The 20,482-nt window shown below is 44.9% G+C and carries 19 protein-coding genes and 3 tRNA genes; 2 read left to right on the forward strand and 20 right to left on the reverse strand.

Translation table 11 applies throughout. The features are described 5' to 3' along the window. Window positions 1–30 precede the first annotated feature (30 nt). The 14 genes from metK to PHG87_06870 all read right to left on the reverse strand — a co-directional run bounded on the left by metK (window position 31) and on the right by PHG87_06870 (window position 10,914). Window positions 31–1,200 carry a methionine adenosyltransferase gene (gene metK / locus PHG87_06805; protein ID MDD5477887.1) on the reverse strand — a complete coding sequence of 390 codons (1,170 nt, stop codon included), beginning with the start codon at window positions 1,198–1,200 and terminating at the stop codon, window positions 31–33. A 13-nt stretch (window positions 1,201–1,213) separates the two neighbouring features. Then, on the reverse strand, window positions 1,214–1,957 hold the full coding sequence (locus tag PHG87_06810; protein MDD5477888.1) for a nucleotidyltransferase family protein: 744 nt from the start codon (window positions 1,955–1,957) through the stop codon (window positions 1,214–1,216). 55 nt (window positions 1,958–2,012) lie between these two features. Then, on the reverse strand, window positions 2,013–3,743 hold the full coding sequence (ptsP, locus tag PHG87_06815) for a phosphoenolpyruvate--protein phosphotransferase (GenBank protein MDD5477889.1): 1,731 nt from the start codon (window positions 3,741–3,743) through the stop codon (window positions 2,013–2,015). Then, a complete protein-coding gene (locus PHG87_06820) occupies window positions 3,740–4,009 on the reverse strand; it encodes an HPr family phosphocarrier protein (GenBank protein MDD5477890.1) in 270 nt (89 codons plus the stop codon). Before PHG87_06820 ends, ptsP begins: the two co-directional genes overlap by 4 nt. 2 nt (window positions 4,010–4,011) lie before the next feature. After that, window positions 4,012–5,253, reverse strand: a complete 1,242-nt coding sequence (locus tag PHG87_06825; GenBank protein MDD5477891.1) for a YvcK family protein — start codon at window positions 5,251–5,253, stop codon at window positions 4,012–4,014. Between the two features lie 9 nt (window positions 5,254–5,262). Next, on the reverse strand, window positions 5,263–5,733 hold the full coding sequence (locus tag PHG87_06830; GenBank protein ID MDD5477892.1) for a PTS sugar transporter subunit IIA: 471 nt from the start codon (window positions 5,731–5,733) through the stop codon (window positions 5,263–5,265). 133 nt (window positions 5,734–5,866) lie between these two features. Continuing rightward, window positions 5,867–5,940: transfer RNA gene (locus PHG87_06835), tRNA-Gly, on the reverse strand. 98 nt (window positions 5,941–6,038) lie between these two features. Further along, window positions 6,039–6,120, reverse strand: a tRNA-Leu gene (locus tag PHG87_06840). Between the two features lie 40 nt (window positions 6,121–6,160). After that, window positions 6,161–6,233 (reverse strand) — tRNA-Lys (locus PHG87_06845). Window positions 6,234–6,238: 5 nt separating this feature from the next. Continuing rightward, the gene (gene frr, locus PHG87_06850; protein MDD5477893.1) at window positions 6,239–6,799 is read right to left on the reverse strand and encodes a ribosome recycling factor; all 561 of its coding nucleotides are present in this window, start codon (window positions 6,797–6,799) and stop codon (window positions 6,239–6,241) included. A 16-nt stretch (window positions 6,800–6,815) separates the two neighbouring features. Beyond that, window positions 6,816–7,538, reverse strand: a complete 723-nt coding sequence (gene pyrH / locus PHG87_06855; protein ID MDD5477894.1) for a UMP kinase — start codon at window positions 7,536–7,538, stop codon at window positions 6,816–6,818. Next, window positions 7,539–8,063, reverse strand: a complete 525-nt coding sequence (gene tsf / locus PHG87_06860) for an elongation factor Ts (GenBank protein MDD5477895.1) — start codon at window positions 8,061–8,063, stop codon at window positions 7,539–7,541. 7 nt (window positions 8,064–8,070) lie between these two features. Further along, complete coding sequence (gene rpsB, locus PHG87_06865) at window positions 8,071–8,949, reverse strand: 30S ribosomal protein S2 (protein MDD5477896.1); 879 nt, start codon at window positions 8,947–8,949, stop codon at window positions 8,071–8,073. Window positions 8,950–9,120: 171 nt separating this feature from the next. After that, on the reverse strand, window positions 9,121–10,914 hold the full coding sequence (locus PHG87_06870; protein ID MDD5477897.1) for an ABC transporter ATP-binding protein: 1,794 nt from the start codon (window positions 10,912–10,914) through the stop codon (window positions 9,121–9,123). Window positions 10,915–11,045: 131 nt separating this feature from the next. On the opposite strand from PHG87_06870, the gene PHG87_06875 reads away from it, so the two are divergent. Next, window positions 11,046–11,963 (forward strand): Gfo/Idh/MocA family oxidoreductase, encoded by a 918-nt coding sequence (locus PHG87_06875; protein MDD5477898.1) that lies wholly within the window; start codon window positions 11,046–11,048, stop codon window positions 11,961–11,963. Further along, window positions 11,951–13,093 carry a lipid-A-disaccharide synthase gene (lpxB, locus tag PHG87_06880; protein MDD5477899.1) on the forward strand — a complete coding sequence of 381 codons (1,143 nt, stop codon included), beginning with the start codon at window positions 11,951–11,953 and terminating at the stop codon, window positions 13,091–13,093. Before PHG87_06875 ends, lpxB begins: the two co-directional genes overlap by 13 nt. Before the next feature lie 73 nt (window positions 13,094–13,166). On the opposite strand, the gene PHG87_06885 is transcribed toward lpxB, so the two are convergent. From PHG87_06885 to PHG87_06910, 6 genes are all read right to left on the reverse strand, one after another. Next, window positions 13,167–14,258 (reverse strand): M48 family metallopeptidase, encoded by a 1,092-nt coding sequence (locus PHG87_06885; GenBank protein MDD5477900.1) that lies wholly within the window; start codon window positions 14,256–14,258, stop codon window positions 13,167–13,169. Window positions 14,259–14,260: 2 nt separating this feature from the next. After that, window positions 14,261–14,509, reverse strand: a complete 249-nt coding sequence (locus tag PHG87_06890; GenBank protein ID MDD5477901.1) for a 50S ribosomal protein L27 — start codon at window positions 14,507–14,509, stop codon at window positions 14,261–14,263. 108 nt (window positions 14,510–14,617) lie between these two features. After that, complete coding sequence (locus tag PHG87_06895; protein ID MDD5477902.1) at window positions 14,618–16,012, reverse strand: MBL fold metallo-hydrolase; 1,395 nt, start codon at window positions 16,010–16,012, stop codon at window positions 14,618–14,620. A gap of 8 nt (window positions 16,013–16,020) precedes the next feature. Further along, window positions 16,021–17,682, reverse strand: a complete 1,662-nt coding sequence (carB, locus tag PHG87_06900) for a carbamoyl-phosphate synthase large subunit (GenBank protein MDD5477903.1) — start codon at window positions 17,680–17,682, stop codon at window positions 16,021–16,023. Continuing rightward, window positions 17,666–18,778 (reverse strand): glutamine-hydrolyzing carbamoyl-phosphate synthase small subunit, encoded by a 1,113-nt coding sequence (carA, locus tag PHG87_06905; protein MDD5477904.1) that lies wholly within the window; start codon window positions 18,776–18,778, stop codon window positions 17,666–17,668. Before carA ends, carB begins: the two co-directional genes overlap by 17 nt. A gap of 2 nt (window positions 18,779–18,780) precedes the next feature. Further along, window positions 18,781–20,382, reverse strand: a complete 1,602-nt coding sequence (locus PHG87_06910; GenBank protein MDD5477905.1) for a CTP synthase — start codon at window positions 20,380–20,382, stop codon at window positions 18,781–18,783. Between the last annotated feature and the right edge of the window lie 100 nt (window positions 20,383–20,482).

The raw sequence follows: 20,482 nt of genomic DNA on the forward strand, positions 1-20,482 counted from the left end.
CGCGCAATTCCTTATAAGCGCGGGGTGTCATTATAAACAACTGGCTTGCTTTTTCAAAATTTGCACCTTGTCCGCCTTCTCCCACAGAAATTCCGGCTCCGGCCTGCCAAAATGCCCGTAGCTGGCGGTCTTCCTATATATGGGGCGGCGTAACCTCAATGAATCAATAATTCCTTTAGGCCTAAGCTGGAAATTCTGCCTAACCAGCTTAACCAAAGCCTCCTCCGGAACAACCGATGTCCCTTCGGTCTTGACCATAACCGACAAAGGATCCGCGTGGCCGATCACATAAGCAAGCTGAATAAGGCATTTATCCGCCAGACCGGCTGCCACGATATTTTTAGCGATATAACGGCACATATACGCTGCGGATCGGTCAACTTTAGTCGGATCCTTGCCGGAAAATGCCCCGCCGCCATGCGCAACTGCTCCGCCATAAGTATCCACAATTATTTTTCTTCCGGTCATACCCGTATCGGATTGCGGCCCGCCGACTACAAATTTACCCGTCTGATTAACATAATATTTGGTACCTTTATCCACCCAGCCGCGAAGTACGGGTCCGGCAACCTGGCGGATAATCTCCTGGCGCGCTTTTTCAGTAATACGTTTGCCGCTTCGATCCAAGATATCCTCGGTATGCTGTGAAGCTAAAACTACCGAATCAACCCGCACGGGTTTACCACAATCATACTCAACAGTAACCTGGGTTTTGCCGTCCGGGCCAAGATATTTTAAAATATTATTTTTACGGACCTCGGTCAAGCGCATCGCCAGCTTCTGCGCTAACATCAAAGCCAGCGGCATTAATTCCTCGGTCTCATTACAAGCATAACCAAACATTATCCCCTGGTCTCCGGCTCCGCCGACATCAACCCCTTGCGATATATCCGGTGACTGGGAATGGATGGCATTAAGAATAGCGCAGGTATGAAAATCAAACCCGTATTTAGGATGATTATAACCTATTTCTTCAATTATCTTCCTGCCTATATCATGCACATGTATAAAACCGCGCGTGGTAATTTCACCCCCCACGATCAAAAGCCCCATGGTTACGTAAGTTTCGCAGGCTACGCGCGAATAAGGATCACTTTTTAAACAGGCATCCAGGACCCCATCTGAGATCTGATCACATAACTTATCCGGATGGCCTTCGGTTACTGACTCTGAAGTAAAATAAAACTTCGACGCCGACATTTCTCCTCCTAAATTATTGGGCAAAAATTTTTTTTGCCGCGTTTAAATACTTGTAATCACCGATATCAAACCAGGAACCGCCAAATACATACCCATAAACATCTACCTTATCTTTAAGCCAGGCGATATAGCTACCGGTGGCATCAACCCTATTGGCTTTTTTATTTTGGATATACTGCCTAACCAGGCTTAAATGATCTTTAGGTATATAATACAGGCACATGGCTACCAGGGAACTCTGCGGTTTTCTGGGTTTTTCTTCAAAACTAATTACTCTCTTGCGGTTATCCAGTTTAACTACCCCATAACGGCTGGCATCCTTCTTCTGCCCTAGCGCATATAAACCCAGGCTTACAGCCGGCCTTCTTTTTACGGAAGAACCCAGGAACCCCTTCAAAGAACCACTGAATAAATTATCACCGCCGATTACCAGAAGATCTTCCCGGACCTTCTGCCTTTTAACCACAAAATTTATATCTCCGATAGCTCCCAGCCTATCCCGGTTATTTTTAGTCAGGTCATCGATCAGCGTAATTTTCTTGGACGATTTAACTGATTTTACCCACTGACGAAAGTTAAGAATAAATTTCCTGTTGGTTACGATATAAATTTCATCAACACCGGAAATCGCGTTTAATTTGTCAACGATATAATTTATAATCGGCCTGCCTTTTACCTCTAAAAGCGGCTTAGGGTACTTTTTGGTTAAAGGGTAGAGCCGGGTTGCGTATCCGGCAGCTAAAATCAACGCCTTCACTTATCCCCCTCTACAAAGCTTCGGGGGATTTCGCCAGACAGAAACTTTAAGGTACTCATTTTAAAATCTCCGCCAGTTTATTTTGAGCAAACTCCTCTACCTGGGTGCCGGTTAAAAGCTTCATCGCCTCATTGGCAAATCCCTGCGCGCCTTTAAATCCAACAGCGCGGATTATATATTTTAGCTCCGGGATAATCTGCGGCGGCATACTAAACTCATCAAGCCCCAGGCCCAAGAGAATGAGCGCCAAGGACGGATCCCCGGCCATCTCTCCGCACATCGCTACTTTAATTTTAGCATTATGGGCGGCATCAATAATGTTCTTGACTAACCTTAAGATTGCCGGATGCGCCGGCTCATAAAGATAGGCGACTTTTTCATTGGCCCGATCAACTGCCAAAGAGTACTGAATTAGGTCATTAGTGCCAATACTGAAGAAATCCGCCTCCTTAGCTAAAATATCGGCGGTCATTGCCGCCGAAGGGACTTCAATCATTACCCCCACCCGGATTTGGTCGTTAAAAGCCAAACCATTCTTCCTTAGCTCCTCTTTGGCTTCATCAAGCAGGAGATTGGCTTGGCGCAACTCATCTATCCCGGAAATCATAGGATACATTAGTTTAAGATTACCGTGCACTGAAGCCCTAAGAATTGCCCGTAACTGCAGTTTAAATATATCCGGCCGCGCCAGGCAAAATCTAATCGCCCTCCAGCCTAAAAATGGCTGCATCTCATACGGAATTTTAAACTGGGATAGAAATTTATCTCCTCCGATATCCAGGGTACGAATCACTACCGAATGCGGATTCATCGCTTGGGCAACATATTTATAAGCCTGATAATGCTCTTCTTCAGTGGGTGAATCCTTGCGATTCATGTAAAAAAACTCTGTGCGATAAAGCCCAATACCTTCGCTGCCATGCAGTTTAACTGAAGACACCTCATCGGGAAATTCAATATTGGCGCTTACCATAACCACCCTGCCATCAGTGGTAATTGCCGGCAGGTCTTTAACCGACAGGAATCTTTCCGCGATACCTTTTAATTTCTCAAGTTTCTGGCGATAACTCCTAAGCGTTTCCTCATCCGGATCAATAATCACTATGCCCATACTGCCATCGACAATAAGGATGTCTCCCGGATTAACCTTGGCGGTAATTGTTTCCAAACCCACTACCGCCGGTATTTCAAGGGATTTGGCCATAATGGCGGTATGCGAAGTTTTTCCTCCGATATCGGTAACAAAAGCAGCGACATTCTTAGTATGCATTGCCGCGGTATCCGAAGGAGAAAGGTCATGGGCGACAATGATCGCTTTTTCTTTAATATCTTCCAAAACCTTCTTCTCTTTACCTAAAAGGTTCCTTAATATCCTCCTGCCGACATCATTAATATCGGCAATGCGCTCCTTAAGGTATTCATCCTCGATTTTCAAGAAGACACCGATATATTTTTTCAAAACTTCCGAGAAAACATAGGCAACATTAAGCTGCTCCTTCTTCAGGCGGGAGATAACCTCTTCAATGAGCATCCGATCTTCCAAAACCAGAAGGTGCGCATCAAAGATCTGAGCTTCCTCCTGGCCCATATCCGAGCTGATCCTCTTTTGCAGTTCGATAATTTCGCGGCGGGTCTTAATCAGCGCTTCTTCGAAAAGCTGGATCTGCGCGGGGATATCTTCCCACTTGATTGCTTCCCGCAGGACAATAAACTCCTCGCTTCCGATTTTATAAACCGGCCCGATACTTATGCCGCTGGCAGCCGCTATTCCCTTTAGTTGAATCATAATTCTTCCTCGCTGCTAATTATCTTCTCTAATTCTTCCAATGCTTTCTCCGCATCAGCCCCGTCTGCTTCAATAATGATCAAACTGCCCTTTTCCGCTCCAAGCATAAGAATACCCATTATGGATTTACCGTTGACCTCTTCAGCATCACGGCGCACGGTAATCCGCGCGTCAAATTTATTGGCTACCTGCACGAATATGGCGGCCGGCCGGGCATGCAACCCTTGTTTATTCTTTACGACTAGTTCTTTTTTAATTAAACCCATGCTTAGATCTCTTCAATAAAACTTAAAATAATTTTTGCTAACTTTTCCGGGTCATGCCGGATTACCCCGTCTACAATCATGCCGAAATCTTCCTCGACCACCCGGTAACCAACTCCCTCTACCTTCTTACGGTCGTTAGTTACAATGACCGATTTATCTTTGGAATAGCGCCCCAGGATTTCCTGCGGCACCTCTCCATTATTCACCAGGCAATAATCCAGGATGCGGACGTGGCTATGTTTTACCAAAGCCTTAATATGATCGGAAACGCTGTAGCCATCGGTCTCGCCAGACTGAGTCATCATATTACAAACATAAACCTTTAATGCCTCAGACTCGGCAATTTCCTTGGTTATCTCCTTAATTAAGAGATTGGGAATTATGCTCGTATATAAAGAACCCGGCCCTAGAATAATAATCTGCGCTTCCCTGATTGCCTTTAAGGCATCTTGGGTGGCCGGCGGCTGTTCGGGAGTAAGGTTGACCCGGTTAATCGCCTTCCTGGCCCTGGGAATCTGGTCTTCTCCGATCACTGTTGAACCATCATTAAAATGGGCCACCAGCGTGACATCCTCAAGCGTAGAAGGAATAACCTGCCCCCGTAAAGCCAAAACCTTACTGGTTTCCTTAATCGCCTTTTCAAAATCACCGGTCAAGCGGGTCATCACCGTCAGGAAGAGATTGCCGAAGGAATGCCCGGAAAATTCCGAATTCCCATCAAAACGGAACTGAAAAAGATCCCGCATCAACGCCGGGGCATCAGCCAGGGCAACCAGGCAGTTACGAATATCCCCGGGAGGCAAAACATCAAACTGCTGCCGCAAGCGTCCGCTTGAACCTCCATTATCCGCTACTGTAACTACAGCGGAGATATTCGATGAATAGTTTTTTAACCCGCTTAAAAGAACCGATAACCCTGTACCGCCGCCTACGGCAACGATACGCGGGCCGCGGCTTAATTGTTTTTTCTGATACAAAATATCGATTAACTCTGTACCCCTGGAAGATGGGGCAAATACCGCGATAAAAGAACGCATCATCCTCTTGATGCCCAGGATTAAAATTATAATTCCCGAAATTACGATCAAAGCATCCAGGAATTGAATCAGCCAGAACTCTTCGCTGCGCAGATTAGCGGTTCCTAAAATCAAAAGCGCTACTCCAAAAGCGCTTAAACCGATCCAGCGCTTGATCCCTATGCCCGGATAAAACCATTTTAAGATGCCGGTTACGATAGATTTCATTTTTGTGGGCTAAATCTTTTTTTCGTCTTCCTGCGTGATAATCTTGATTACGGATTTATCATCCATGCAGGTACGCAGGGTATCACGAAAATATTTATCCTTTAACAGGCGTGATATCCTGGCTAAAGCCTTAAGATGCGGGCCGGCGGAATCCTGCGGGGCGACCAGTAAAAAGAAAATATACGCTAATTCCCCGTCTAGAGAATCAAAATCCACGCCTTTCTTGGAAAGCCCGAAAGCCGCCACTAACTTATCTACACAGTCACATTTTGCGTGCGGTATGGCTATGCCTTGGCCGATGGCAGTAGAGCCCAGGGCCTCCCTGGACATAAGGGAATCAATGAGCTTGCCGCGGTTGCGTTTCTCGACATCGCCGGATTCGATCAGAAGATCGACCATCTCATTAATCACATCTTCTTTTCGGGTAGATTTTATATCGGTGAGAATTGCCTTTTTGGAAAGAAAATCCATTATCTGCATTTGTTTCTCCTTTAAATGAGCGCTTAACTTACGAATGCAACGTGCGAGTAAGTTAATGCGCGAATTTATCCCGCCGAATAATTTGAGACGGGATCTAAATTACCTATCCTACTACCTTAGAACTAAAGAACTAAGCGGGAGACGGGATTCGAACCCGCGACATCAACCTTGGCAAGGTTGCGCTCTAGCCAGCTGAGCTACTCCCGCGATACCTATCGCGCACCGACGTCCTCTACCAAGAGGACACCCGCGCAATACCTTATAAGCGCGGGGTGCTTTTTGCTACTCGGGTGCTGCAAGTTTCTTGGGCGGAAGAGGACTTGAACCTCCAAGGGTTGCCCCAATAGCTCCTAAGGCTATCGCGTCTGCCAATTTCGCCATCCGCCCTAGAACGGGCACTACCTGCATCCTCTCCTGCTGAATTTATTGAGCCTCCCGCGACTCGAACGCGGCACAACCACATTAAAAGTGTGGTGCTCTACCGGATGAGCTAGAGGCCCAAAATCTAAAATTCCAAAATTTCTTTTTCTTTAACCTTTAAAATTTCGTCGATCTTAGCGATATATTTATCAACAATTTTCTGTAATTCGTCAACTCCGCGGAATTTCTCGTCTTCGGAGACAATTTTGTCCTTCTCCATTTTCTCCACGGCTTCTTTGGCGTCCCTTCTGATAGTACGCAGGGATACCCGGCCGTCTTCGGCCATTTTATGGGCCAACTTGGCCATCTCCTGGCGCCTCTCTTTGGATAACTGGGGGACAGCGATCCGGATTATCTTTCCGTCATTGGAAGGGCTGACTCCCAGGTTGGATTTTAGAATCGCCTTCTCAATCTCAACAATCGCGGAAACATCCCAAGGCTGAATAACAATCAAATGCGCGTCCGGGGCCGATATGGCTGCCAGCTGTTTTAACATGGTCGGCGTCCCATAATAATCAATATGCAGGCCTTCGACCAAACTCGGAGAAGCCCTGCCGGTCCTGACTTCATGGAATTGGCGGTTCATCGAATCAAAAGCCTTCTTCATCTTCTCTTCAGTATTAAATAATATTTCTTTAATAGACATACCCGCTTACCTCCGATTATCTTACGACGGTACCAATATTCTCACCCAAAATTACGCGCCGGATATTACCTAAGCGATTAAGGTTAAAAACCACGATGGGTAATTTATTATCCATGCACAAGCTGACTGCCGTGGCGTCCATCACCTTTAATCCCTTTTTAAGCACATCGATATATTTTAACCGGCTGAATTTTTTGGCGTCCTTTACTTTCAGCGGATCGGCGGAATAAACCCCATCGACCTTGGTGGCTTTTAAAATCGCGCCGGCGTTAATCTCCATGGCCCGCAGGGCGGCGGCCGTATCAGTAGTAAAATAAGGATTGCCGGTGCCGGCAACAAAAATTACTACCCGGCCCTTTTCTAAATGCCGGATCGCCCTTCTTCTAATGTAAGGTTCGGCTATCTTTTGCATCTCAATTGCCGTCATCACCCTGGTCGGCACGCCTGTTTTCTCCAGCGCGTCCTGCAGCGAAAGCCCGTTGATTACCGTGGCCAGCATCCCCATATAATCCGCGACGGAGCGGTCCATATCCAGGCCGCGGCAAGCAGTATTCTCCTGGCCGCGCAGGATATTGCCCGCGCCTAAAACAACAGCGACATCTACCGCTAAATCCCGGATTTCTTTAATCTGACGCGAGATAGAAATAAGCACTTGCGGGTCAATGCCATGCGTATTTTTTCCAGCCAGGGCCTCGCCGCTTATTTTAAGGACGATTCTTTTGTAAACCGGTTTGACCATTTATTCGCCAATCTTGTAGCGGATGAACCTGCGGATAACGATATTTTCGCCGATTTTTGCCACGATGTTACCCAGGTAATCTTTAATCGTTAAACCCGGATCTTTCACAAAAACCTGCTCTAATAAACAATTATTTTTATAGTAATCTTCTTTGTTTTTTTCATGCTTGAGAATTTCCTCCGGCACATCTTCTTTCTTGATATACTCCGGGCTGGTAGCGGCAACCTGCATCGCCAGGTCCTTGGTGAATTTAATGAACTCATCGTTGCGGGCGGCAAAATCCGATTCACAGTTAACCTCCAACAAGACTCCGATTTTATTGCCATGATGGATATAGCAATCAATCCTGCCTTCTTTGGCGACCCGGCCCTGTTTCTTGGCCGCAACCTCTAAGCCCTGCTTACGTAATAGTATGATTGCCTGCTTGATATCGCCTTTGGCCTCCTCTAACGCTTTTTTGCAATGCGCAACACTTGAGCAGGTCAGGCCCCTTAATTCTTTAATCGCGTTAACTGAACTTTTCATTTTAAAATTACCCCTTTTTTCTTAGTTTCGGTTTTATTTCTGCTGCCGGTTTCAGGTGGGCCTTTTTTGCCGCCGTAGAATCATCAGTAAGCGGCTGGCTCTCCTCGACAATCTCTTCGATTTCCTTAATCTTAAGCTCTTCTTCCGGAAGTACCTCCGGAGAAATATCCTGTTTGACGTCTTCTACCTTAACCCCTTCCTGAGTAAGGTAAGACAAAAACTTTTTTCTTCCTTCGATAATCGTATCCGCGATAATCGAGGTTACCGTGCGGATGGATTTGGTGGCATCATCATTACCGGGGATAGGATAATCGACCAGGGCGGGATTGGAATTAGTATCGATTAATCCGATTACCGGGATTCCCAATCTGCGCGCCTCAAGCACCGCGGTTTCCTCTTTTTTGGTGTCTACGACAAAAACTGCCTTGGGCATCCGCTCCATGAGGACAATCCCGGAGAAATTCTTATTAAGCTTGGCCAGCTCTTTTTCCAGGAGCGCCACCTCCTTTTTAGTCAGCTTCTCAAATGTCCCGTCCAGGCGCATCTTTTCGATGTCTTTTAAGCGGTTGATGCTCTTTTTAATGGTGGCAAAATTAGTGAGCATCCCCCCCGGCCAGCGGTCAGTAACGTAATACATCCCGCTGCGGATAGCCTCCTGCTTAATTACATCCTGGGCTTGTTTTTTAGTACCCACAAAAAGCACGAATTCACCCTTAGAGGCTATCTCCATTAAAAAATCCCGGGCAGCGTTAATACACTCCTCGGTCTTTTCTAAATCGATAATGTAAATACCGCTTCTTGAACCAAAAATGAACTTCTTCATTTTGGGATTCCAGCGTTTAGTCTGGTGGCCAAAATGCACGCCTGCTTCTAATAGCTGCTTGATCAATTCTGATGGCACTTTTCTTTTCCCCCTTCTTCGTATTTCTTTATTATTGGTTAATATTCTTTCCTTTTTCGTTATAAAAAATAACGTGCCTAAATCACTTAAAATTTCCCCAGATATTAGGCTAGGAAGTTAATCGGGTAATTATAGCAAAATTTTGTTTATTTGCAACTATTTTTGCAGCTCTTGAGCCGTATACAACCGCTTGTACAAACCGTTCTTTTCCAGGAGCTGGCTATGGGTGCCCTGTTCAACGATCATTCCTTTATCTAAAACCACAATCCTGTCTGCGTTTCTTACCGTAGAAAGCCGATGCGCGATCATAAATACCGTCCTGCCGCTAACCAGCCGGTCCAAAGCCTCCTGAACAATGCGCTCAGAGGCGGAATCCAGCTGCGAAGTAGCCTCATCCAAGATTAATATCGGGGCATCCTTCAAAAGGGCGCGGGCTATGGCAATCCGCTGGCGCTCTCCTCCTGAAATTTTTACTCCCCTGTCCCCGATAATTGTTTCATACCCTTGCGCGCAATTAAGTATAAAATCGTGGGCGTGGGCCTTTTTAGCCGCCTCCTCAATTTCTTGCAAAGAAGCATCCTGCCGGCCATAGGCAATATTCGAACGGATCGTATCATTAAAAAGCATGGTCTCCTGATTAACGATGCCAATCTGTGCGCGTAATGATTTTAAACCGAACTCCCGCACATCCATTCCGTCAATCAATACGGCCCCTTTTTGAGGATCATAAAAGCGCGGGATTAAATCCACCAAGGTGCTTTTTCCTGAACCGCTGGGCCCGACAATCGCCAACATTTGGCCGTATTGTACCTCTAAGTTAACTCCTTTTAAAATTTGCGTATCGGCGTAACTAAACCAGGCATCATTAAACCTGATGTTTTTCTTAAAATCCGGCAAAACCTTTGGCTCGGCGGCCTCTTTTACGCTTGCTTGCGTCTCTAAAACCTCATGGATCCGTTCACTAGCGGCCAAACCTTGCTGATTCAGAGCATTAACTTGACTCAATTTTTTAAATGGACTGAACAAAGAAAAAAACGAACCGATAAAAAGCCCAAAGACTCCAAAGGATATCCTCCCGGTAATAACCTCATGCCCACCCCAGAAAACAACAAAAGCGCCAGCCACGGCGATTAAAAGCTCCATCGAGGAATTAAGTAAAAGCGAGCGCTTAATTGTCCTCATGCAAATTTTAAAATAATCCGCATTTACCCGGTTAAACTTATTTACCTCATACTCCTCCATATTAAAAGCCTTAACAATCCTGGCGCCCATAATCGTCTCATAGAGCAGAGAATTAGTATCGGCAATCTTTTCCTGGGAACGCTTGGAAAGTTTTCTCAAGGCCTTACCGACTTTGATAATCGGAAAACTGATTAAAGGCAAGAACACCAATGAAATCAAAGCCATCTTAAAATAGATAAAGAAAATAAACGTGGCAAAAATAACTACCTGCAGGCTCTGATAAATCAAATCCGTTGAGCCGTAGGATACGGCATTCTCCACGATTTTAGCGTCGTTAGTAATCCGCGACATCAATTCACCGCCGCGCTTGTGCGTAAAATAATTAAGCGATAATGACTGGATCTTGGCGTAAAGCTGGCTCTTGATATCCCGGATCACCCGCTGGCCGATATCCGACATAAAATAACTTTGAAAAAAACCAAAGACCCCCTTTAAGAAAAGAAGCAGCAGGAAGCTAATCACCATATAGTTAAGCATAATCTCCGGAGGAATATTGTTTATTTTATCCACGAAACCCGCCAGGAAATCCGGTAATTTGGTAGGGACAATGATCTTTTTATGCGTCAAAACTATATCGACCAAAGGCAGCATCATCGTATAAGTTACCCCGTTAAACACCGCGGAGAACAGCATGCAAACGGTAGCCGCCAGAAAAAGCCCTTTATAAGGCCTAACGAATCTGAGCAATTTCAGGTAATCTTTCATCATTTCCTTTCCTTTAAGAAGAATTATTTTAACATATCCGCTTAGCCATGGCAAACCTTTTTATTGTTTAAATTAACAAAGACCGCTAAAAAAATCAGTTGCATGCGAGCCTTGGCTCTGCTATGATTTTAAACATGAGTAAACTAAGGGTGGCGGTAATCGGAGTAGGGCATTTAGGCAGTATCCACGCCAAAATATATAAGGAAAGCCCTAATTGCCAGTTAGTGGGGGTCTGCGACACCAATCCGGAATCTTTAAACCGAACCTGCGCTAATTTAGAAGTAGCAGGATATAGCGACTATAAAAAGCTTTTTGGCAAGGTGGACGCGGTCAGCGTTGCCGTCCCCACTTTCTTGCATCATAACATTACAACCGAGTTCCTTAAAGCCGGGATTCATACCCTGGTGGAAAAGCCTTTTACTCTAACCCTCAAAGATGCTAATGACCTGATTAAGATCGCCGATAGGAATAAGCTGATTCTCCAGGTCGGCCACGTGGAAAGGTTTAACTCTGCCTTCGCCGCTACCCTTAAAATAATTAACCTGCCAAAATTTATCGAATGCCACCGCCTTTCCAGCTTTCCTAACCGTTCACTCGACGTAGGCGCTGTGCTGGACATTATGATCCACGATATTGATATTGTCCTGGGGCTGGTAAGTTCTCCACTAAAGAAAATTGATTCCGTAGGGATAAACGTCCTGACCAAATTTGAAGATATTGCCAATGCCCGCCTGACTTTTAAAAATGGCTGCGTTGCCAACCTTACCGCGTCCCGGGTATCCGATGACTCCATGCGTAAAATACGTATTTTTCAGGAAGATACTTATATTTCCCTTGATTATAAAAACGCCCAAGCCTCGGTTTACCGGAAAATCGGTTTACAGATAACCAAAGAAAACCTGCCCATCGAAAAAGAGCAGCCTCTGCAAAAAGAATTGGAATCCTTTATTACCTGCGTTACCAATAAAACTACTCCCCTGGTTTCGGGCCCAATCGCCCGGCAAGCCTTGGCCGTTGCGCTAAAAATCCAAAAACAAATATGGCACAAATAAAAAAAATCTTTATTGTTTGCGGTGAACCTTCCGGTGACCTTTTGGCCGCAAACTTGGTTAGCGCAATTAAGAATCTTGACCCGAACATAAAGATATCCGGGACCGCAGGAACACATTTATCCAAAGCCGGATGCGAAATTTTCTACGATATCCAAGAGCTTGCGGTCATGGGATTCTTCGATGTTTTAAAGAAACTGCCGAAATTCTTTAAGTTAAAAAAAACAACCTTAAAAAAAATTGATGCCGATAAACCGGACGCCGTAATCCTGGTTGATTTTTCCGGTTTTAACCTGCGCCTGGCCAAGGCGATCAATAAACGCCTACCGGTTATTTATTATGTCAGCCCGCAGGTTTGGGCCTCAAGGGAAGGCCGGATAAATTGCATAAAAAAATTTATCTCGCTGATGATTGTGCTTTTTAAATTCGAAGAAGAGTTTTACCAACAGCGGGGAATTCAAACCTCCTGCGTTGGCCATCCATTGATAGATCTGGTAAAACCTATTCTAGAAAAACAGGAATTTGTAAATAATTTCCGGATTGATCAATCCAAAAAAATCATTGCCCTGCTCCCCGGCTCACGCAAACAGGAAATAAAAATAATCCTGCCTTTGATGCTTAAGACAGCAGTCCTGATTAATAAAGCAATCCCGCAAACGCAGTTTATTATCGCTAAAGCCCCGAATTTAGATCAACAGCTATATTGGGATGAATGTAAAAAATTCAATTTGGACTTCAAAATTATCGACGGCTTAACTTACGATTGCCTGAATATCGCCCAAGCAAGCATAGTCTGCTCCGGGACCGCCACCTTGGAAGCGGCAATTATGCAGAAACCTTTTGTCATTGTCTATAAAACCAACATGCTTAACTACCTGCTTTACCGGCCGCAAATAAAAATCCCCTATATCGGCATGGTCAATATCGTGGCGGGAAGAAAAATTGTCCCGGAGTTTATCCAGTTCGCTGCCCGGCCTAAAATGATTGCCAAAGCAATTATCGGACTTTTGCAAAATCTTCCTTCTGCCAACCGCATGAGTCAAGATCTAAAAGCGGTAAAAGAATCTCTGGGCGAGCCTGGGGCGGCAGGACGCGCGGCCAAACTAATTCTTGAATTCCTGCAGAAAAACTAGGGACCGTTTCTATTTTTCTCGGGTCTATGCTAGAAAAATAGAAACGGTCCCTTTTATTCCCTTTTATTCCCTTTTATTCTTTATCACTGGCGAATTTTATCCGTTCGTCAATCGGCGGGTGGGTAAAAAAGAAGAACTTAATCAGCGGATGCGGGTTCCTATCGGCAAGATTTTGGTTAGCCAGCTTCTCCATCAGCGAAATAAATGCCTCTTTTGCGCCGGTTACTTTGAGCGCTAAATTATCGGCTTCTTTTTCAAATCGCCGGCTGACCAAGGCTTCCAAGGGGGCCATGATGATCCCAAATAATATAAAATAAAGAAAAACCAGCGGCAAGCCGGCTAATTGCGCAAGGGAATTTAATTTAAATACCGCTAAAGTATACGCGCTGGTCTTAAAAATCAGATAAAATAATCCTAAGGTTAGCAGTGAATTTACAATGATCAACTTGATAATATGCCCGAGCCGGTAATGGGCAAACTCATGCGCCAAAATTACTTCAATCTCATCATGGCTATACTTATCCTTTAAGGTATCCGCTAAAAGCACGCGTCTGGTTTTACCCATCCCGGTAAATGCCGCGTTGGCCTTGAGCGTTTTTTTACTAAAATCGATTTCAAAGACATCCAATAACTTAATCCGCATTTTCGCGGCTAGATTAAAAATTTTTTGGCGCAGGAGTTCATCCTCGAGTTTCTTATATTTAAAAAATAACGGAATAATTAAAATCGGGGTTAACTTGGCTAAAACCACGCTAAAAAATATCCAAAAAATGGAGATTACCAGCCACCATTGGTTGAATTTCCCTAAAACCCAATAAAAAGACAGCACCAGTATCAAGGAAATTAGGTACCCCAATACTGCGGATTTCAATTGATCCATCCACCAGGCTGCGGCCTTTTGTTTAGTCAGGTTGAATTTATGCTCCAGGGTAAAACCAGCATAAAAATTAAGCGGCAGATTCAATGCGTAATATAATATCAAGCTGATTAAAAGGAATGCCGCTGGCAGCAGGTAGTTGGGCAGGTTGATACTTTTAAGGAATGCCTCAAGAGATAAAGAAAACCCTGATCCTAAGAAAATCAGGAGCAGGGTTATGCTATAAACTGTATCAATGATACTTAAAGCATACTTACGATGAGAATAACTTTTGGCTAAGTCAGCCATTCTTATTTCTTGGCTGTTTTTGCCAGCGGGGCAACATTGACAAATGTGCGCAGCTGGCCATGGCTGGTCTTCTTGCGGGTAAAATAAACCTTACCCGGGCAAAGGGCAAACAAAGTGCCCGGGCCGCGGACATTCACGCCGGCTTTATAGGTATCCACACCGCGGACCAGGATCTCTCCGGTCTTCACCAGCTTTCCGCCGCTGGATTTAAGCGCTTTATCTTTTTTGGGAGTAGAAAAACCACCGATCATTTTATAACCCTCCTTAATAAATATTTAGAGAAATTGAGCACCTTATGTTCCTGTATAGCGAAATCCCTTGCGAACAAAGTGAGCAAGGGAAATATTACCACAAAAATATTAATTAAGCAATACTTCTTCGTCCTTATCCGGAATATGCACATCCAACCCTTTTTGGATCAATATATCGGCAAGGGCCTGGGATTGTTCAACTTCTCCATGCACCAGAAAAATACGTTTAAGCGGCAAGCACCCGGAAACAAAATCCAAGAGTTCGGTCTGGTCGGCATGGCCGGAAAAAGCATTGATTACGACAACCTCCGCGTTAAGTTCATATTCTACGCCGAATATTTTCACAAAAGGATTTTTCTCAACTATCCTTCTGCCTAAAGTATCGGCCGCCATGTATCCGACAATCAAAATCATATTCCGCGTATCCTCAATATTATTTTGCAAGTGATGCAGGATTCTTCCAGATTCACACATGCCGCTTCCGGCAATAATAATCATCGGCCGCTTATCGAAATTTAGGGCCTTGGATTCTTTTTGCTCGCGGATAAAACGCAGGTTTAATAATTCAAACGGGTTATCCCCCTTATCAAATGCCCGTTTGGTCTTGTCATTTAAAAAATCGATGTGGTACTCAAAAAGATCGGTAATACTGGTAGCCAGCGGGCTATCCACATAAATAGGCACCGAAGGGATGAGTTTGTCTTTAAGTAATTCATTCAGGAAATAAATTACCTCCTGCGTGCGTTCCAAGGTAAAAGAAGGAATGAGTACTTTCCCCCCGCGCCTTACCGCACGCGAGATCGCCTCTCTTAATTTTGACTGCGCCTCTTCAATTGGCCGATGCAGGCGGCCGCCATAAGTAGACTCCATGATTAAATAATCAAGCCCTTTGGGGATTACCGGATCCCCCAGAAGAGGAAGATTTTTTCTTCCCAAATCCACCGCGTAACCCAGGCGCAAAGAACCCTGCGCGTCTTTAATATCCAGGACAACGGTTCCCGAACCTAAAATATGCCCGGCATCCAAAATAGTGGCGCAAACATCCTTGGCAATACAAAACTTTTGATTATAAGCAATGGGCCGGAAAATTTTAGTGGCCCGGGCCGCCTCTTTTGCCGTATACAACGGTTTACGTAAAGGCATATTTATACGCCGGTTAATTTTATTCACGTAGCGCACATCTTCTTCCTGGATCTTTCCGGAATCAATCAGCATAAGGTTGGCTAAATCTTTGGTCGCCGAAGTAGTATAAATCTTACAACGCAGCCCCTGCTTAATCAAATTGGGGATATTACCGCAATGATCAATATGGGCGTGCGATAAAACCATGGCCTTGATCGTGCGCGGATTATAATGAAAAGTCGTATTAATTTCATAGAAGGCATCGCGATGGCCCTGAAAAAGGCCGGCGTCAAGGAGGATTTCGCCTTTACCGGCCGTAATCAGATGGCTGGATCCGGTAACAGTCTTTGCGCCTCCCAGAAATTTTACTTGAACTGACATGATTATCTTTACCTGTCGTAGGTGGAATAAAAATACGGAGTGTGCGCCATAAATTCCGCGGCGCAGGTATCAACCAGCTTAAAATCCACGGTTATATCCATGGATTTTCTTAACTTATAAACTTCAGCTTCCTCCAGGGATAAAAGTTTAGCCAGCTGCCTATCGCTAAAACCATACTCCTTGGCGCGCTTCAGTAATTCATGGGTTATATTATTTTTATTCTCAATCAACTCTCTCTCGCAATCGATAATCTCTTTAATATTATGCAAAAACCAGCGGTCAATCTTAGTTAAATCATGGATTACCTCAATATCTAATTTAGCGCGAAAGGCATCGCCGATATAAAAAATCCTTTCCGCGTTCGGCTGCTTTAACTTCTGGCGGATCTTATCTAAGACCGAATTATCCAGCTGAATATCGGCCGGGTTATTAAAAACAATACTCTCTAAACCAAACTTCTTGATCTCCAAAGAACGTAAACCCTTCTGCAGGGCCTCTTTAAATGTACGGCCGATGGACATCGCCTCGCCTACTGATTTCATCGATATTCCCAGCGTATTATCCGCCAAAGCGAATTTTTCAAAAGTAAAACGCGGGACCTTGACCACGCAATAATCAATCGCCGGCTCAAAACAGGCGGGTGTTGACTTAGTAATATCATTCGGGATTTCATCAAGGGTATAGCCCACGGCAAGCTTAGCGGCAATTTTGGCAATCGGGAAACCCGTGGCCTTTGAAGATAACGCGGAACTGCGCGAAACCCGCGGGTTCATTTCAATAACCACCATCCTGCCGGTCTTGGGATGCACAGCAAACTGGATATTGGAACCGCCGGTTTCTACCCCGATCTCGCGAATACAGGCAAGAGCGGCGTCGCGCATCTTTTGATACTCCCTATCCGTTAATGTCTGAATAGGGGCAACCGTAATGCTGTCCCCGGTATGCACGCCCATGGGATCAAAATTTTCAATAGTGCAGATAACCACGACATTATCTTTTAAGTCACGCATAACCTCCAACTCAAATTCCTTCCAGCCAATCACGGATTCCTCAACCAGGATCTCACTAATCATACTGGATTCCAGGCCGCGCTTGGCCAGGACCTTAAATTCTTCCAGATTATAAGCAATCGATCCCCCCGCTCCTCCCATCGTAAAACTGGGCCGGATAATTAAAGGAAAACCGATTTTCTCCGATACCGCGATTGCCTGCTCCAAATTATAAGCCTGATCGCTTTTAGGTAGATCTAATCCGATCTTTTCCATTGCCGCTTTAAATAATTTACGGTCCTCGCCCTTTTTAATTGATTTTATATTTGCCCCGATAGTTTCCACCTTATATTTCTTGAGCACTCCTTTTTTTTCCAATTCCACAGTCGTATTCAAAGCAGTCTGGCCGCCAAGCGTAGGCAAGAGGGCATCCGGCCTTTCCTTGGCAATAATATCTTCCACGATCTCGGCGGTAATCGGCTCAAGATAGGTTCTATCGGCAACCTCCGGGTCAGTCATAATTGTCGCCGGATTGGAATTCACCAGGATTATCTTATACCCCTCCTGCTTTAAGACCTTGCAAGCCTGGGTCCCGGAATAATCAAATTCACAAGCCTGGCCGATAACAATCGGGCCGCTTCCGATGATAAGGATCTTTTTTAGATCAGTTCTTTTGGGCATATTTTTTTGGTTTCTTTGTTGCCTGCATTAATTTTACAAACTCAGCGAATAAATACCCTGCATCATGCGGGCCGGGGGATGCCTCAGGATGAAACTGCACGGAAAATAAAGGCAGCTTTTTATGGCGTAAACCCTCTGAGGTGCCGTCATTTAAATTCACATGAGTCAACTCAATATCTTTTTTATTTAAAGAGTTGATATCCACGCAAAACCCGTGATTCTGACTGGTTATCGAAACTTTACCCGTCCTTAAATCTTTTACCGGATGGTTTGCCCCGTGATGGCCAAATTTAAGTTTATAAGTTTTACCGCCTAAAGCCAGCCCGAGCATCTGGTGCCCCAGGCAGATCCCAAAAATCGGAACTCGGCCGATGAGATTGGCCACTGTTTCAATCACATAACCCACGGCAGCCGGGTCTCCGGGGCCGTTAGAAAGCAAAACTCCGTCGGGATTTTCCTCAAGGATCTCTTGATAAGTTGCCTGCGCGGGCACGACCGTAACATTGCATTTATGGCGGCTTAATTCCCTCAAGGTATTGAACTTTACCCCGCAGTCTAAAACAACTACTTTATAGCGGTTGTCTTTGGATTGCGCATACACATATTTCTGGGCAATGGCCACGTCTTTAACCAAGTCCAGGCCCACTAGCCCCCGGCTTTGCTTTGCCTTATTCACCAGGCTCCGCGCATCAGAATCCTGCGTAGACAAAACCGCTTTCATCGCGCCTTTTTCTCTTATATACAAAGTCAACGCGCGCGTATCAATTCCTTCAATTGCCAAAATATTATTTTCTTTTAAATACTCTCCCAGTTCCTGGTTACTTCTCCAATTACTGGCAATCTTACTATACTCTTTAACTACAAAACCTTCTAAAAAAGGCCGGCGGCTCTCCGCGTCCTCCTTATTGATTCCATAATTACCGATCAAAGGATAAGTCATGGCCACGATCTGACCCTTATAGGAGGGATCGGTAATGATCTCCTGATATCCGGCCATACTGGTATTAAAAACAACTTCCCCCGTAATCTGGCCGCTGGCGCCAAAAGAGAGGCCCTCAAACACTGTGCCGTCTTCTAAAGCAAGAAATGCCTGCATCATTATTTTTTTTCTGCGGCGGCGCGGATAAACTCCCTAAACAAAGGATGCGCCGCATCGGGTTTGGATTTAAATTCGGGGTGAAATTGCACGGCAATAAAATATGGATGATTTTTCAATTCCACAATCTCAACCAAATTCTTCTTCTGGTAAATCCCGGAAAAAACTACTCCTTTACATTCTAATCTTTTACGGAATTTGTTATTAAACTCATACCGGTGGCGGTGGCGCTCAAAAATAAGGCTTTTCTTATAAATCCTGGCAGCTAAAGTATTCTTTTTTATTTTACAGGGATAGGCGCCCAGGCGCATTGTCCCTCCCATATCCTTAATATTTTTCTGTTCAACTAAAAGGCTGATTACGGGGTTCTTGGCTTTGGGTTTAAATTCAGTGGAATTGGCATCCGCTAAACCGCAGATAGCGCGCGCAAAATCCATCACCGCGCACTGCATCCCCAAACAAATCCCTAAGAAAGGAATTTTATTTTTTCGCGCAAAGCCAACCGCCTTAATCTTGCCTTCGATCCCCCTGCACCCAAAACCTCCGGGCACTAAAATTGCATCTATTCCGGCCAACAGCTTCTCCGCGCCATGCTTTTCAATATCTTCAGAGTCAATCTTTTTAACCTCTACTTTTACCTGATTGCTGATGCCTCCGTGGGTAATTGCTTCGTAAATGGATTTATAAGCATCCTGCAGGCCGATATATTTACCCACCACCGCCACCTGGACTGTTTTTCGCGGAGATAACAGGCGTTCGACCACATTCTTCTCCCAATCCTTTAAATCGGATGGCTTGGAAATTAAACCAAAGTGGCTTAAGATTATTTCATCGAGGATCTGGCCCTTAAAAACCAACGGCACCTGATAAATCGATTCCACATCGCGGGACTCAATAACCGCTTCCTTCCTCACATTGCAAAATAAAGATATTTTTTCCTTAACCTCATCGGAAAGAGTTTTTTCAGTGCGGCAGATCAATATATCCGGCTGGATACCGATCTGGCGTAACGTTTGCACGCTGTGCTGCGTGGGCTTGGTTTTTATCTCATCGGCAACCTTAATGTAAGGAACCAGGGTAAGATGGATATAGAGGACATTTTTTTCTCCGGCATCCACCTCAAACTGCCGGGCCGCCTCCAGGAAAGGAAGGCTTTCGATATCACCAACCGTGCCGCCTATCTCAATCAATATAATATCCGCCCGGCTGACTTCCGCAACCTTCTTGATCCTATTTTTTATTTCACCGGTAATATGCGGGATAACCTGGATAGTTTTCCCTAAATAATCCCCTCTGCGCTCACGCGAAATTACCGCGTTGTAAACCTGGCCGGTAGTGGCATTATTAAACTTGGTCATCGCCGCTTTGGTAAATCTTTCGTAATGGCCTAAGTCCAGGTCGGTTTCCGCCCCGTCATCGGTAACATAGACCTCCCCGTGCTGATAAGGGTTCATTGTCCCCGGATCAACATTAATATAAGGATCCAGTTTCATTAAGGTGACTTTGAGGCCGCGGGATTCCAGGATTTTAGCGATCGAGGCGGAAGCGATTCCCTTGCCTAAGCTCGAGATAACGCCGCCGGTGATAAAGATATATTTACTCATATTTTACGTGAAGAAGGCGTTTGGTGCCGGCAATCCGGCTCCTAAACGCCTTTGTTTTATTAACTATAACAAAAGCGTTTAAGAATGTCAAACTATTTTT

The organism is Candidatus Omnitrophota bacterium (assembly GCA_028716245.1).
Taxonomy (GTDB): Bacteria; Omnitrophota; Gorgyraeia; order Gygaellales; family Profunditerraquicolaceae; genus UBA6249.